12 protein-coding genes are annotated in these 13,749 nt (G+C 62.6%); 4 read left to right on the top strand and 8 right to left on the bottom strand.

Annotated elements, in window-relative coordinates; translation table 11 throughout:
• Nucleotides 1-7 precede the first annotated feature (7 nt).
• From ACP7EW_RS28525 to ACP7EW_RS28495, 7 genes are all read right to left on the bottom strand, one after another.
• Nucleotides 8-982 carry an ABC transporter substrate-binding protein gene (locus ACP7EW_RS28525; RefSeq protein ID WP_426221463.1) on the bottom strand — a complete coding sequence of 325 codons (975 nt, stop codon included), beginning with the start codon at nt 980-982 and terminating at the stop codon, nt 8-10.
• A gap of 156 nt (nt 983-1,138) precedes the next feature.
• Nucleotides 1,139-1,504 (bottom strand): 4Fe-4S dicluster domain-containing protein, encoded by a 366-nt coding sequence (locus ACP7EW_RS28520; RefSeq protein WP_426221461.1) that lies wholly within the window; start codon nt 1,502-1,504, stop codon nt 1,139-1,141.
• Complete coding sequence (locus ACP7EW_RS28515) at nt 1,501-3,027, bottom strand: FAD-binding protein (protein ID WP_426221459.1); 1,527 nt, start codon at nt 3,025-3,027, stop codon at nt 1,501-1,503. Before ACP7EW_RS28515 ends, ACP7EW_RS28520 begins: the two co-directional genes overlap by 4 nt.
• 10 nt (nt 3,028-3,037) lie before the next feature.
• The gene (locus ACP7EW_RS28510) at nt 3,038-5,491 is read right to left on the bottom strand and encodes a TonB-dependent receptor plug domain-containing protein (RefSeq protein WP_426221457.1); all 2,454 of its coding nucleotides are present in this window, start codon (nt 5,489-5,491) and stop codon (nt 3,038-3,040) included.
• Nucleotides 5,492-5,587: 96 nt separating this feature from the next.
• Nucleotides 5,588-6,418 carry a TauD/TfdA dioxygenase family protein gene (locus ACP7EW_RS28505; RefSeq protein WP_426221455.1) on the bottom strand — a complete coding sequence of 277 codons (831 nt, stop codon included), beginning with the start codon at nt 6,416-6,418 and terminating at the stop codon, nt 5,588-5,590.
• Nucleotides 6,419-6,512: 94 nt separating this feature from the next.
• Nucleotides 6,513-8,096: a rhodanese-related sulfurtransferase gene (locus ACP7EW_RS28500; protein ID WP_426221453.1), complete on the bottom strand. Its 1,584-nt coding sequence runs from the start codon at nt 8,094-8,096 to the stop codon at nt 6,513-6,515.
• Entirely contained in the window at nt 8,093-8,704 is a 612-nt protein-coding gene (locus ACP7EW_RS28495; RefSeq protein WP_033897171.1) for a cysteine dioxygenase, read from the bottom strand. The genes ACP7EW_RS28500 and ACP7EW_RS28495 overlap by 4 nt, the downstream gene beginning before the upstream one ends.
• Nucleotides 8,705-8,916: 212 nt before the next feature.
• On the opposite strand from ACP7EW_RS28495, the gene ACP7EW_RS28490 reads away from it, so the two are divergent.
• Both ACP7EW_RS28490 and ACP7EW_RS28485 read left to right on the top strand, forming a co-directional pair.
• Nucleotides 8,917-9,822, top strand: coding sequence for a LysR family transcriptional regulator (locus ACP7EW_RS28490; RefSeq protein ID WP_016980074.1), 906 nt, complete (start codon nt 8,917-8,919; stop codon nt 9,820-9,822).
• 107 nt (nt 9,823-9,929) lie between these two features.
• Nucleotides 9,930-10,724 carry a class II aldolase/adducin family protein gene (locus tag ACP7EW_RS28485; protein WP_038846144.1) on the top strand — a complete coding sequence of 265 codons (795 nt, stop codon included), beginning with the start codon at nt 9,930-9,932 and terminating at the stop codon, nt 10,722-10,724.
• Nucleotides 10,725-10,764: 40 nt separating this feature from the next.
• Here the strand turns inward: ACP7EW_RS28485 and ACP7EW_RS28480 are convergent, their stop codons facing one another.
• On the bottom strand, nt 10,765-11,847 hold the full coding sequence (locus ACP7EW_RS28480) for an LLM class flavin-dependent oxidoreductase (RefSeq protein WP_061436381.1): 1,083 nt from the start codon (nt 11,845-11,847) through the stop codon (nt 10,765-10,767).
• Between the two features lie 274 nt (nt 11,848-12,121).
• Here ACP7EW_RS28480 and ACP7EW_RS28475 point away from each other — a divergent pair, with 274 nt between their 5' ends.
• A complete protein-coding gene (locus ACP7EW_RS28475; RefSeq protein WP_426221451.1) occupies nt 12,122-12,943 on the top strand; it encodes an ABC transporter permease in 822 nt (273 codons plus the stop codon).
• A 1-nt stretch (nt 12,944) separates the two neighbouring features.
• Nucleotides 12,945-13,703: an ABC transporter ATP-binding protein gene (locus ACP7EW_RS28470; protein ID WP_033897175.1), complete on the top strand. Its 759-nt coding sequence runs from the start codon at nt 12,945-12,947 to the stop codon at nt 13,701-13,703.
• The last annotated feature ends 46 nt before the right edge of the window (nt 13,704-13,749 follow it).

Here is a 13,749-nt window from a genome sequence, read left to right as displayed (position 1 = left end):
CTCCTGATTAGCGCGAGGCTTGGGAAAGGGGGACACGCTTGGCGTTGAAGCTCTTGTCGAAGCCCTGTGACACGTCGATATGCTTGAGCAACAGGCCTTCTTTTTGGTAGGTGTCGGCGGTCGCTTGCAGGCCGCTGATGACCGCGTCGTCGATGGCGACTGGGGTCAGGTGGGTGTCCTTGGCGACTTCCACATGCACGGCCAGCGGCAGGCCGGTGATCTTGGCCTGGGCGGCCGCGTATTCATTGGGGTGCACGTTGGCCCAGGCATAGGCGCGATCAAGACGGGCGACAAAGTCATCCAGTTGCGCGCGCTTGTCGGCGATGGCCTGGCTGGTGGCCGCGAGGTACAGGTGATTGCTTAACAGTTTGTTGCCGCTGATCAGCACGCGGGCCTGGCTTTGCGAGGTGACCACGGTGGTGTACGGGTCCCAGGTGGCCCAGGCGTCGGCCGTGCCGTTATCCAGCACCAGGCGCGACTCGCTCGGCAGCAGGAAAATAAACTGCACATCCTGGGTGGTCAGCCCGGCGGTGGCCAGGGCCTTGATCGCCAGGTAATGGCCGATGGAACCGCGCCCGGTGACGATTTTCTTGCCCTTGAGGTCGGCGACGGTTTTGATCGGCGAGCCCTTGGGCACCAGTACGGCCGTGGTGTTTCGGCCTTCGGCGTGAATGATGCTGACCACCTTGAGCGACGCACCGGCCCCCAGGGCGAACACGTAGGGCGCGTCACCGAGGGCGCCGATGTCCACGGCGCCAGCGTTCAGTGCTTCGCCCAGCGGCGAGGCAGAAGGGAACTCCGACCATTGAATCTGATAAGGCACATTTTTGGCTTCGCCGGAGACTTCCAGCAGCGCCTTGATCGTGGATTTCTGATTGGCCACGCGCAGCGGTTGCAGGTCGGCGGCATGGCTGCTGCCGATCAGCCCGAAGGCGAGGGCGGTGCCCAGGAGCAGGCGCTTGAAGGGGGTGGTAAAGACCATGGGATACAGGCTCCAGGCAGATCAAGAAGGGGTTCGTTTACCTCCGCCTGGAGAAGGGGTCGGTGAGTGAGTTAACGTTATTCCCATAAAAACCCGCTGTGAAGTTCTTTTTGGTTATATGTTAATTATCAAAATAATTCATTATGAGTAGATTGATTATTCACTAATTGCATTTGTTGGTGGGGTGCGGGCGAGCGCGAAGATGCCATCCATGCGCCAATGCTCGTTACGATGGGCAGGATCATCGGCCCATTCGTCCCACCCGGAGTCGCGGCGGTATTGGCCGAGCAAGCCGGCTTCACGCACTGCCATGGGGTCAGGATGACGCAGGTGTTCGACGTCCGGGTCGACGTACAGCGCGTCGCTGCTGCAATACAGCTCGCACATGAAGCAGGTCTGGCAGGCGTGTTGCTCAGCAATCAGCGGTTTGCCGGATGTGTCGGCGGCAAGCACATTGGTGGGGCACACCGCGACGCATTGGCCGCAGCCGTTGCACAGGTCGGAGTAGATCAGTTCGATCATTGGGGTTGGCCTAGATGGATTGAGTCAAAGCGCGCCTGTATCTGGTCCACGCCCGACAGCCGCAGATGCGCGTCGTACTGCGAGCGCTGCCCAGGCGTATCGCTACGCTGATGCATGCCACGACTCTCCTTGCGCAGCGCGGCGGCGGTGTAGCACCAGCGCGCAGTGGCAGCCATGGCGGCGGTTTCGCGGGCGCGCAGGGGGTTGCCGGTGAGGGGCGTGGATTGCAACTGGTCCCAGACGTTGTCGAGTTCACGCAACGAACGCTCCAGTTGATGGCCGTTGCGAAACAGGTTCTTGTCCAATGGATGCACTTCGGCCTGGATACGTTGGACCAATTCTGCGCTGCCCCCCGAGGCACCTTCGAACCCGCGTAGCGCGCCGTGATACGCGGCCTTCTGCCGTGCCAGTCGCGCGGCTCCACGCCCGGCCCATTGCCCGGTCGACAGGGCCCACGCCGAGTTCTGCGCACCGCCGCCGGAGGTGGCGCCGGCAATCGGTTCACGGCTGGCGGCATCACCGGCGGCGAAAACGCCGGGCACGCTGGTCTGGCAGTCGTCATCCACCAGCCTCAGCCCGCCGACGCCACGGATGGTGCCCTCAGGGTGGAGGGTCACGGCAAATCGCTCGCGGTAAGGATCAACCCCGCGTCGGTCAAACGGCAGCATCAGGTTCGGCTGGATACTCGGCAGTTGCGCACGGATGTCCGCAGGCACTCTATTCAAGCGGCAATACACCGGGCCATTGAGCAGTGCCTTGGCCAGGTCCTCGGTAAAACTCGGTCCGCCATTGATGCTTAACGGACGATCCGCCGCATCGAAGTACTCACCAAAGCTGTACACCATCGAACGGGTCATGCTGCTGCCGGCCGCCGCGATGCAGTAGTAGTTGGAGAACTCCATGCCCGACAGTTCGGCGCCGGCTTCGGCCGCCATCAGGTAACCGTCGCCGGTGTTGGTGTGGCTGCCCAGCAAGCGGGAGAGGAACGCACACCCTCCGGTGGCGAGTACCACGGCGCCGGCGCGGATCAACCAGTCGCCGCCGGCCTGGCGCCGCCAGCCACGGGCGCCGACGACGCTGCCGTGGTCGTCGCGCAGCAGTTCCAGGGCGGGGTGGTGATCGAGAATCTTTACGCCGCTGTCCAGCACCCGACGGCGTAGGCCACGCAGGTATTCCGGGCCGCGCAGGCCACGGTACTGGGTCTGGCCGTGTTCGTTTTGCGGGAAGGCGTAGTAGTCGCTCAAGCCTGGCAGGCTGGTCCAGGTGGTCTCGATGGCGCGGGCCATCCAGCGTGCATCCGCCAGGCCGTAGGCGGTGCCCAGGCGTTTGTCGATGGCGGCTTCGCGGGCGCCGGGCGGCACCCACCAGTGGCCAGGCCCGGCGGTGGCAGTGACGCCGCTGGTGCCGCAGTAACCTTTGTCTACCAGGATCACGCGCACGCCTTCGCGTGCAGCGGCGATGGCGGCCCAGGTGCCGGCCAATCCACCGCCGACAATCAATACGTCACAGCTCAATTCAGTCATCGACCAGGCCTCAGAAGTTGTACGCCAGGCGCGTGTAGTAATACGCGCCGCCAAAGCCGAAGGGCGAGAACTGCCCGTATTCGTAACCGCCAGCCCAGTCCTTGATGCCTTTTTTGTCGGGGTAGACGTTGAACAGGTTGTTGGCGCCCAGGGCGATGGTGAAATGCTTGTTGATGTCGTAGGCGGCATCGATATCGCTGATCCACTTGGCGCTGAACGTGCGGTCGTTGATCGGGTTGTTGTCGCCTTCGGTGTAGCTGCCGAAGCGGGTCAGGGCCAGGTTGAGGGTGTAGGCGGTGACTTTCCAGTTGGCCGCCAGGATCAATTTGGATTGCGGTGTGGCGACGGTCAGGTCCTTTTGCAGGCGGCGGTCGAAAATCTGGTAGTTGGCGCCCAGCCCGGCCAGCGCGGGCGGGGTGTCCTGGAGTTTTTCGATCTTGGTCTGGTTCCAGTTGTAGGCCAGGCTCCAGCGCACTTGGCCGTACTGGTCCAGTTGCTGGCGGTATTCGTTGATGATGTCGACGCCACGGGTGCGGGTGTCCACCGCGTTGGTGTAGTACTGCGCGTACAACCCGGGCGACAGGCCGTTGGCAACCAGCACCTGGGACACCGCCGGCCCGCCCAGCAGGCTGGTGGACACGATGCGGTCGCGGATGCCGATCTGGTACAGGTCGGTGGTCAACCGGTAGTTCTGCGTGGGTTCGTAGGTGAAGCCGAAGCTGTAGTTCAGCGATTTCTCCGGCTTGAGTTTCTCGGCGCCCAACGCCTGGGCTTCAGGCGTGTCCACCGGCAACACCTTGACCGGCACCGAGACCTGCTGGCCGTTGACCACGCCGCCGGAAGTAAAGGTGGATGACGCGTAAATCGTCTGCGCCAGCGAGGGCGCACGGAAGCCGTTGTTGATCGTGCCGCGCAGGGCAAACTCAGGCGTGAGCTTGAAGCGTGTCGACAACTTGCCGCTCCAGGTGCTGCCGATGTCCTGGGTGTAGCGCTCGTAACGCGCAGCGGCGCCGACGTACCAGCGGTCGGTCACGTCCAGGCCCAGGTCGACATAGCTGGCGACGTTGCTGCGGCTGATCTCCCCGGCATCCGCTGTGCTGGTGCCGTTGTACGAGGCCAGCCCCGGCAGTGGCGTCTGCCCGGCGAACGGGCCGCTGGGCAGCACGTAATTGCCGGGCGTATAGGACGCATAGTCACCGGCTTCGATCTGGTACTTCTCCCAGCGGTACTCAAAGCCGAACGCGGTTTGCAGCGGGTGGGCAAGGCCGATATCAAAGCGGCGGCTGAGGTCCAGGTTGTTGGTCCACTGGTCGAAGATCTGCGAGGCCAGGTTGAATGAGGTCGGGCTGGTGGGACCCCAGGACGGGTTCAGCGTGTTGTTGGCATTGAGCGTGGAGTCGTCTTCGCCCCAGGTCGAGCTGATGTCGTAATCCCAACCGCCGACCAAGCCTTTGAAGCCGCCGGCCACCTGGAAGTCCTTGGTGCGGTTGCGCCGTTGCGCGTGGATGCCGTCGGGGTAGGGCGTGTTCGGGTCGCCGGCGAGGGAGGTGATCTCGTTGGGGCGGTAGTTGCCGGTGACCTTGGTGGTTTCCAGGTAGCTGGCGGTGGAGAACGAGTAGAACTTGAGGTCGTCCTGCAGCGGCAGTTCCAGGTTATAGCTGGCGTTGGTGACCTTCTCGCGGCCCAGGCCATAGCTGGGGTTCCAGCCGTGGCGGTTGACGGTCTGGTCGCGGCTGTCGGGTGCGGCGGCGGTGCCGTATAGGCGGCCGGTGGCGCTGCCGGTACGGTCGAAGGGTTCCTGTTCCTTGACGTCCAGCGCCAGGTTGGCGAAACCGTCGTTGGGCAGCGCCAGGCCGTAGTTAACAGTCTGGTGCACGGTGTCGCCGTCGCCCGCACCGTAGCGGCCGAACGAGGTTTCGGCGCTGCCCCCGCTGTCGTTTTCCTTGAGGATGATATTGATCACCCCGGCGATTGCATCCGAGCCGTACTGGGCGGACGCGCCGTCGCGCAGTACTTCGATATGGTCGATGGCCGACACCGGGATCAGGTCCAGGTTGACCGGCACCGCCGCCGTACCGATGCGCGCCAGGTTATTGATCAGCGCGGTGTTGTGGCGGCGCTTGCCGTTGACCAGCACCAGTACCTGGTCACCGGAAAGCCCGCGCATGGTCACGCCGCGGACCGACCATGAGGTGCCACCGCCGTTGATCGCCGGCAGGTTGAACGACGGCAACAGACGCGCCAGCAGTTCCTTGAGGCCGACCTTGCCGCTGGCTTGCAGCTGCTCGGCGCTGATCACGTCGATGGGCGAGGGGCTGTCGGCGAGGGTGCGGGGCTGGTTGCCACGGTTGCCGGTGACGACGACGGTGCCGAGGGTTTTGTCGGGGTCTTCGGCTTGGGCCGGGAAGTTGATGGCGAGCAGGCTCAGCGCTGCTGCGCAATAGTGAAAGCGCGATGGAGGCATGGGACTATTTCCGAAGGACGAGAGAGCGCCGCCGACCCTTTGTGGGAGCGGGCAAGCCCGCTCCCACAGGGGATCTTTGTTGTGGTTGAAAGGGCGTCAGGCCGCGTTGGCCGCTCTTACCCGATGCGGAATATCGTCATAGGCAATCAGCACCCGCTCCATGCGACGTGGGTAGTCGCCATAGTTGTAGACCGGGTAGTGCAGGGTGGAGCGGTTGTCCCAGAACGCCACCGAACCGGGGCGCCATTTGAAACGCACCTGGTGTTCCGGCTTGTTGAATTCCAGCAGCAGACGGTCGATCAGTTGCTTGCTCTGTTGCGGCGTCCAGCCGATCACCGAAGGGTTCTGCGAGAAGTTGATGAACAGGCCGTCTTCGCCGGTTTCCGGGTGGGTGCGTACCAGCGGGTGGGCGAGGATCGGGTAATCGTAGCCGACCTTGTCCAGGGACTTCTTGAAGTCGTGCACCACGTGCAGGTCGTCGATTTCGGCGCGCAGTTCATCCGGTAAGGCACGGTACACCGCACCGGCATCAGCCCACAGGGTGTCGCCGCCGACTTCTGGCAAATCCACCGCACGCAAGACCGCGCCAAGGGTGGGTTGCAGCAACCAGCTGGTGTCGGTGTGCCAACGGCCACTAATGCGCGGGCCGTAGAGCTTGCGTTCGTCCTGGGCTTCGATCAGGTGCGCGTGCGGCAGCGTCGGGTCGTTCTGCTGGGTGGTGGGATGGACGTACAGTTCGCCGAATTCCTTGGCGAAGGCGATCTGCTGCTCGGTGTTGATCGCCTGATCGCGGAAGAACAGCACCTTGTGCTTGAGCAGCAGTTCGCGCAGTTCGTCACGCAGGGCGTTGGTCAGCGGCTGGCGCAGGTCGATGCCGGCGATTTCGGCGCCGATCGTGGGTTCCAGGCGGGTGATGTGCAGGGTCATGCGGGTGTCCTCTCGTATGTGGGTTCAGCCTCCGCCTGGAGAGGGGTCGGATGTCGGGCCTGCACCCAGCGTGGGGGCAGGCAGGTTGGGTGAGTCAGATCACGTAGAAACCATGGGTGCCGTCGCGGGCCAGTTGGTCGACCAGGCCGAACTCCCAATCCAGATAGGCCTGCATGGCTTCCTTGGGGTTGTCGGTGCCTTCGTACGGGCGGCGGTAGCGGTCGATGCGCGGTGAGGCCAACTGAGTTTCACCTTCTTCCAGCGGCAGTTGCGCGTTGATCCAGCCAGCGGTGCCGTCCTGTAGCAGGAACACTTGCTTGCCGGTGATGGCTTCGACTTCGGCCACCGCCAGGCGCGCCAACTGGCTGCTGCCGCAGGTCAGCACGTAGCGTTGGGCGGCGGGCACCTTGGCCAGGGCCTGGGGGAGTTGCGCGCGCAGGGCCCACCAGGCACCGGGGATGTGGCGCTTGACGTAGTTGGCGCTGGCGGTGAAGTCCAGCACCACGGTGTCGCCATGGCCGAGCCAGTCGCTGAGGGTGTGCGGGCTGATCAGTTCGGCTTGCGCGGGTGCCGGAACCGGCGCGACCCAGGCGCCTTTCTCGCTGAAGTGCGCCGGTTGCAGGATATCCAGTACGTAAACCTCCCAACCCAACTGGGCCAGCCAGGAGGCGGACATGTTGGCGCGCACACCGTCGTCATCCGCAAGTACCAGGCGTGCGCCACGCACACTGGCGACGTGGTCGGTTTCCTGCACCAATTGGCCGCCGGGCGTGGAGCGTGCGCCGGGCAGATGGCCGGCTTCAAATTCTTCCGGCGTGCGTACGTCGAACAGGTAAGTAGTACGCGTGGCTTCCTGCTGCCAGGCCTGGAGATCGGCCAGGGTCGCACGACCTACGCGGGCCTTGTCGGCAACGCGACGCGCATCGGCGGCGGCCACCTGGCGATGTTCTTCCGAGGTCGGCGCAAAACGGCGTGACTGGTCATGGGCAAGTTTTTGCCCGGCCAGGGTCCAGCCGATGGTGCCGTTGCGCAGCGCTGACACCGGGTTGGCCACGCCGGCATTGATCAGCGACTGGGTGCCGATAATGCTGCGGGTGCGTCCGGCGCAGTTGACGATAATGCGCGTGGCCGGGTCCGGCGCCAGCTCGCGGGCGCGCAACACCAGCTCGGCACCGGGCACGCTGATGCCGGTGGGGATGCTCATGGTCTGGTATTCGTCGAAACGCCGCGCATCGAGCACCACCACATCGGCCTGGCTGTCGAGCAGGGCCTGTACTTCCTCGGCGGCCAGCGACGGTGTGTGCCGCTCGCTCTCTACCAGTTCGCCAAACGCCTTGCTCGGCACGTTCACATCGATGAACAGCTCGCCACCGGCCTTGCGCCAACCGTCCAGTCCACCTTCAAGCAGGCTGACCTGGGTGTAGCCCAACGCAACCAGGCGCTGGGCAGCACGGGCCGCCAGGCCTTCGCCGTTGTCGTAGACGGTAACCTGGGTATCGCGTCGTGGAATGCGTGAATACACCTCCAGTTCCAGTTTGGACAGCGGTATGTTCGCGGCGAACAGCGGGTGGGATTCGGCAAACGGCGCCTCTTCGCGCACGTCTATCAGGGCGACTTCTTGATGGTCCAACAGGGCCTGGCGAATCTGGGCAAAGCTGCGGGTGGATGCGGTGGTCATAGGGCAGGGCTCTTTTCTTTGGACAAATCCCAGATATTCGGGAGGAAGGCGTTGGAATAACCGGAGATAAACAGTTTTTCGCTGCCGTCGGGCTGGTACACCGCGCGGCGCACCGCACCGATATTGGCGCCGTACACGTGGATGCTGATGGACACTTGGTCGCTGTGGGCATTGCTGACTTGGTGGATGTCACCGACCTTGGGCGACACGGCTTCAACCTGGCCCGGCACCAACTGGATCGGTTTGCCTTCAGCCACCAGGCGGCCATCCGGCGCGCGCTCGAAGCCTTGGGAAAATTCCGCACCGCGCAGCATGCCGATCAGGCCCCACACCCGGTGGTCATGGATAGGCGTGCTTTGCCCCGGCCCCCACACAAAACTGACGATGCTGAAGCGCTGGCGCGAGTCGGCATGCAGCAGAAATTGCTGATAGCGCTCGGGATCGGGCTGGGCGAACGCATCGGGAAGCCAGTCGTCATGGCTGACCAGCTGCGCCAGTAGCTTGCCGCCACGGTGCAACAGGTCGCCTTCGCGTGGATTGCCGTCGATCAATTCCGCCAGGGCGCCGATGAAGGCTCTGAGTCTTTCGGGGTGCTTGGCCTGGGTCATGACAATTCCATGGTCGGTGGTGATGGGATTATCTAAGCATAATGTTTATAGTTAATATGCTATTTTTTAATGATTAGCTTATAGCTGAAGGTAATTTAGAACAGGTCTGAATAGCGTTAGACGTTATCGATCACAGCGCGGGCTATCCAGACAGCGTTCCTGCAACTATGCTTCGCACACATCTTAATGACTGTTCTCTATGTGCGGCCCAAATGAAAATTGACGATATCGATGCCTTTGTCGAAGTGATTCGTTGCCAGTCCATCAGCCATGCCGCCGAGTCGTTGCAACTGACCCAGCCGGCCATCACCCGCCGCGTGCAGAACTTCGAGCAGGCGCTGGGCGTGGAGCTGTTCGACCGCAACACCAAACCCCTCAAGCCTACGCTGATCGGCACCCGCGTCTACGAGCAGTGCCGGCTGATTCTGCGCGAGATGGATGCGCTGCGTGAACTGGTGGCCACCGACGCTCCGCCCACCGGCGTGCTGCGCCTGGGTGTGCCGCAGACCATCGGTGATGTGGTGCTGCTCGATGCGCTCAAGCACCTGCGTACCGAATACCCGGACCTGCGTGCCCAAGTCGCCACGGGCTGGGGCAGCCAATTGGTCGGCAAGATCGAGCGCGGCGAGCTGGATGCGGCGGCGGCGTTGTTCCCGGCGGGCAAGATCTTCCCGGACAACATCATCGGCGAGTCCATCGGCAAGATGGAACTGGTGGTGGTCTGCGCCAAGGCCCAACTGCCCAAGAAGCCCTGCAAGCTGGCGGATGTGTACCAGAACGGCTGGATCCTCAACCCGGACGGCTGCGGTTTCCGCGCGGGGTTGCAGCGGACCCTGTCCGATCAGGGCCTGGCATTGCGGGTGAACCTGGAGACGTTCGGTACTGAGCTGCAATTGGGCCTGGTGGCGGATGGCCTCGGCCTTGGCCTGGTGCCACGTCCGTTGCTGGAACGCAGCGCACACCGCGAGCAACTGGCAGTGATGCCGCTCAAGGACTTCAAGCCGGTGATGGACCTGTGGCTGATCTATCCGCACTTCCTCGGTAACCTGCAGGGGCCGGTGGATGCGTTTGGCAAGTGGGTCGCGGCCTCGTTGCACAAGATCAAGGATGCAGCCTGATATGAAAAAAAATAATAATTAGCTTAGATTAAAATGTGCTTTTTATTATTTTTTTGCATCCCCTAGGCTTGCCTGGAAGTCCTTAAGGCCATCCAGGAAGTTTTGCCATGAGCAGCGTCACCTCGATTTCCAGCGTTTCCACCAATGTTCGCCAGCGCGTCACTCCGGAAGAATGGGAAGTGCGCGTCAAACTGGCCGCCGCCTATCGCCTGGCGGCCTTGTACAAGTGGACCGACCATATCTACACCCACTTCTCTGCCCGCGTACCGGGCCCGGACGAGCATTTCCTGATCAATGCCTTTGGCTTGTTGTTCGATGAAATCAGCGCGTCCAACCTGGTCAAGGTCGACCTTGACGGCACCATCGTCGACGACCCTACCGGCCTGGGCATCAACTATGCCGGCTATGTGATCCACAGCGCCATTCACGGTGCACGCCACGACCTGCAAGCGGTGCTGCACACCCACACCCGCGACGGTATTGCGGTGTCGGCGCAAAAAGACGGCCTGCTGCCGATCTCCCAGCATTCCATCGGTTTCTCCGGGCGCGTGGCGTACCACGGGTATGAAGGCGTTGCCCTCGACCTTGACGAGCGTGAGCGGCTGGTCGCGGATTTGGGTGACAAGAGCGTGATGATCCTGCGTAACCATGGGTTGTTGACGGCGGGCGTCAGTGTTGAACATGCGTTCCAGCAGCTGCAGCAGTTGGAGCGTGCGTGCAATATCCAGGTCGCAGCGCAGGCGGCGGGGAATGCGGAGTTGATTTTCCCGCCGAGGGAGGTGGTGGAGAAGGTTGAGCAGCAGGCCAAGGTGTTTGCCAGTGGTGATGGGCCGGGTGTGGCGCGGCATTGGAATGCGTTGATCCGGCAGTTGGAGCGCAGTGATACCGACTACAAGAACTGAATCTTCAATGAGGGAGTTGGCTCACCAACTCCCCTGGGGATCAAGCCACTTGCTGGGCCTGCTCGCGTTCAGCGATCAGCTGGCGGGTGAGAGGAATCAGGCGCTTGCCATAGTCAATGGCATCATTCAACGGATCAAACCCACGGATCAGGAACGTGGTGATCCCCAGATCGTAGTAATCCACCAACGCCTCCGCGACTTGCTCAGCGGTGCCTACCAGCGAGGTGGAGTTACCCTGTGCACCGAGCAACCCCGCAATCCCCGTCCACAAACGCTTATCCAGCCGCGATCCCTGCGCGGCCGCTGCGAGCAGCCGGCGCGAGCCTTCATTCGGCGGTTCACGCCGCACAAAGCCATTTTTCTCGGCCAACTCGGTGGCCTGCTGCAAGATGCGCTCGGCCCGTGCCCATGCCAGTTCTTCGGTCTCGGCAAGGATCGGCCGCAACGACAAACTAAAACGAATCGTACGCCCATGCTTGGCCGCTTCGGCGCGCACCTGGGTCACGATCTCACGCACTTGTTCGTAAGTTTCGCCCCACAGCGCGTACACATCGGCGTGCTTGCCCGCCACTTCGATCGCGGCTTTGGACGAACCACCAAAATACAGCGGGATATGCGGTTGTTGCGGCGACTTCACCGTGGAATGCGCGCCTTCGACCTGATAGTAGGTGCCCGAAAAATCGAAGGGCTGTTCGCGGGTCCATTCCTGGCGCACCACGCTCAGGTATTCGTCGGTACGGGCGTAGCGTTCGTCTTTACCGATGTGGCTGCCGTCGGCGCGCAATTCGCGATCATCGCCGCCGGTGATGATGTGCACCGCCGTGCGTCCACCGTTGAACACATCCAGCGTGGCGAACTGGCGTGCCGCCAAGGTCGGCTGGGCGAAACCTGGGCGGTGCGCAATGAGGAATTGAAGTTTTTGGGTCACGCTGGCGGCGTGGGACGCGATCAGCGTGCTGTCCGGGCTGTTGGAGTGGAAGGCCACCAGCGCGCGGTCGAAACCAGCCTCTTCGTGGGCGCGGGCCACGGTCTCCACATAGTCGGGTTGCAGGGTAGGGCCGCTGCGCGGGTGGATCTCGGAAGCGTGATGGCCGCCGATATAGCCGATGAATTCGATGCTCATGGTCTGTCCTTGTCTTGGATGTGATTGGCACCTCCACCGGGCAGGGGGTCGGTTATTCGCGTCCAAAGTAGGGGCAGGGGGCAGGGCTGTAAAATGCCGATTGGTTCTAACCTAATTATTAAAATGTAGAATCATGATTTGGATTTTGTATCAGTAATTTGCATTTTGTGCGCATTAGGTTATTCCTACAAAGACTTTCACGACGGTTTTTTATGCGATTAGCATGAACCTGCAATGGCGTGCCTGGCCGTGACTTTTAGGGAATGAAAGCCTGATGAGCGAGACGATCACCGTCAACAAACACGAGAGCGCAGCGAAAGTGGTGCGCACCTGGCGCCTTCCCGATGCCCTGCTACGGCTGATCAGTCCGATTGTGTTGTTGCTGCTGTGGGAGCTGGCGTCGCAAGTGGGCTGGATTCCTGCACGGGTCATCGCGGCGCCCTCGCAGATTGGCGGGACGTTATGGGCGATGATCGCCTCCGGCGAGCTGGGCAAGCACCTGCTGGTGTCGTTGCAGCGAGCGTTGTTTGGTTTGAGTATCGGCGTGAGCATAGGTGTGGTCGCGGCGCTGATTTGCGGCCTGTCCAAACGCGGCGAGGTGGTCCTCGATTCGCCAATGCAGATGCTGCGCACCATCCCGTCCCTGGCCCTGGTGCCGCTGTTTATCCTGTGGTTCGGCATCGGCGAGTTCACCAAGATCGCGCTGATTGTAACGGGCACGACCTTCCCGGTTTATCTCAACCTGTTCGCCGGTATCCGCAATATCGATCCCAAATTGATCGAGGCCGCCAACACGCTGGGCCTCAACCGGCGTGAGCTGATCTGGCATGTGATTCTGCCGGGTTCGCTGCCGTCGTTCTTCGTCGGCCTGCGCTACGCCCTGGGCATTTCCTGGCTGGCCCTGGTGTTTGTCGAACAGATCAACACCACTGCCGGTATCGGCTTCCTCGCCAGTGACGCGCGCGACTTCATGCGCACCGACGTCATCGTCATCTGCCTGTTGATCTACAGCGTGCTCGGCCTGTTGATCGACGGCCTGATCCGCACCCTCGAACGCTTCGCCCTGGCCTGGCGGCCATCCTTTGTGAGGAACTGACATGTCGACGCTAGAAGCTCCCGTACAACTGCGCAACGTGGTTCGCCAGTTTGGCCAGCAGCGGGTCATCGATGGCCTGGACCTGGACATCGCCCCCGGCGAATTCGTGGCCTTACTCGGCGCCAGCGGTTCCGGCAAGACCACGTTGCTGCGCAGCCTGGCCGGCCTCGACAGTATCGACAGCGGCCAACTGCGTGTGCCCAAGGCGCGAGCGGCGGTGTTTCAGGAGCCGCGCCTGATGCCGTGGAAGCGCGCCTGGAAAAACGTCGTGCTCGGCTTGCGCATTCCCGACGCCAAGGCCCGTGCCGTGCAAGCCTTGACCGAAGTCGGCCTGGCCCATCGCCTGGAGGCCTACCCGGCCACCCTGTCCGGCGGCGAAGCCCAGCGCGTGGCCCTGGCCCGTGGCTTGGTGCGCGAGCCCAAGTTGTTGCTGTTGGATGAACCGTTCGCCGCCCTCGACGCCCTGACCCGCATCAAGATGCACCGCCTGATCATCGAGCTATGGCGCAAGCACACCCCGGCGGTGTTGTTGGTGACCCATGATGTGGACGAGGCGATTCTGTTGGCCGACCGGGTGATCGTGCTGGCGGATGGCAAGGTGGCCGAGCAACTGACGATTGATCTTCCCCGCGCACGGGACACCGGCCAGGACGGCTTCCAGGCCATCCGCGCGCGCCTGCTGCACCTGCTCGGCGTGGAAGTGGGCATACCGGCGGCTCGGCCGACAGCAGTCAGCCTGCGACGGGTGGCCCAAGGCTGACCCTCGATAACGTTGTATTTCCCTCGACACTGAGGTCTGATGGGCG

The organism is Pseudomonas sp. DWRC2-2 (assembly GCF_049897885.1).
Taxonomy (GTDB): Bacteria; Pseudomonadota; Gammaproteobacteria; order Pseudomonadales; family Pseudomonadaceae; genus Aquipseudomonas; species Aquipseudomonas azotoformans_A.
This window is presented reverse-complemented; position numbering and strand designations above follow the sequence as displayed.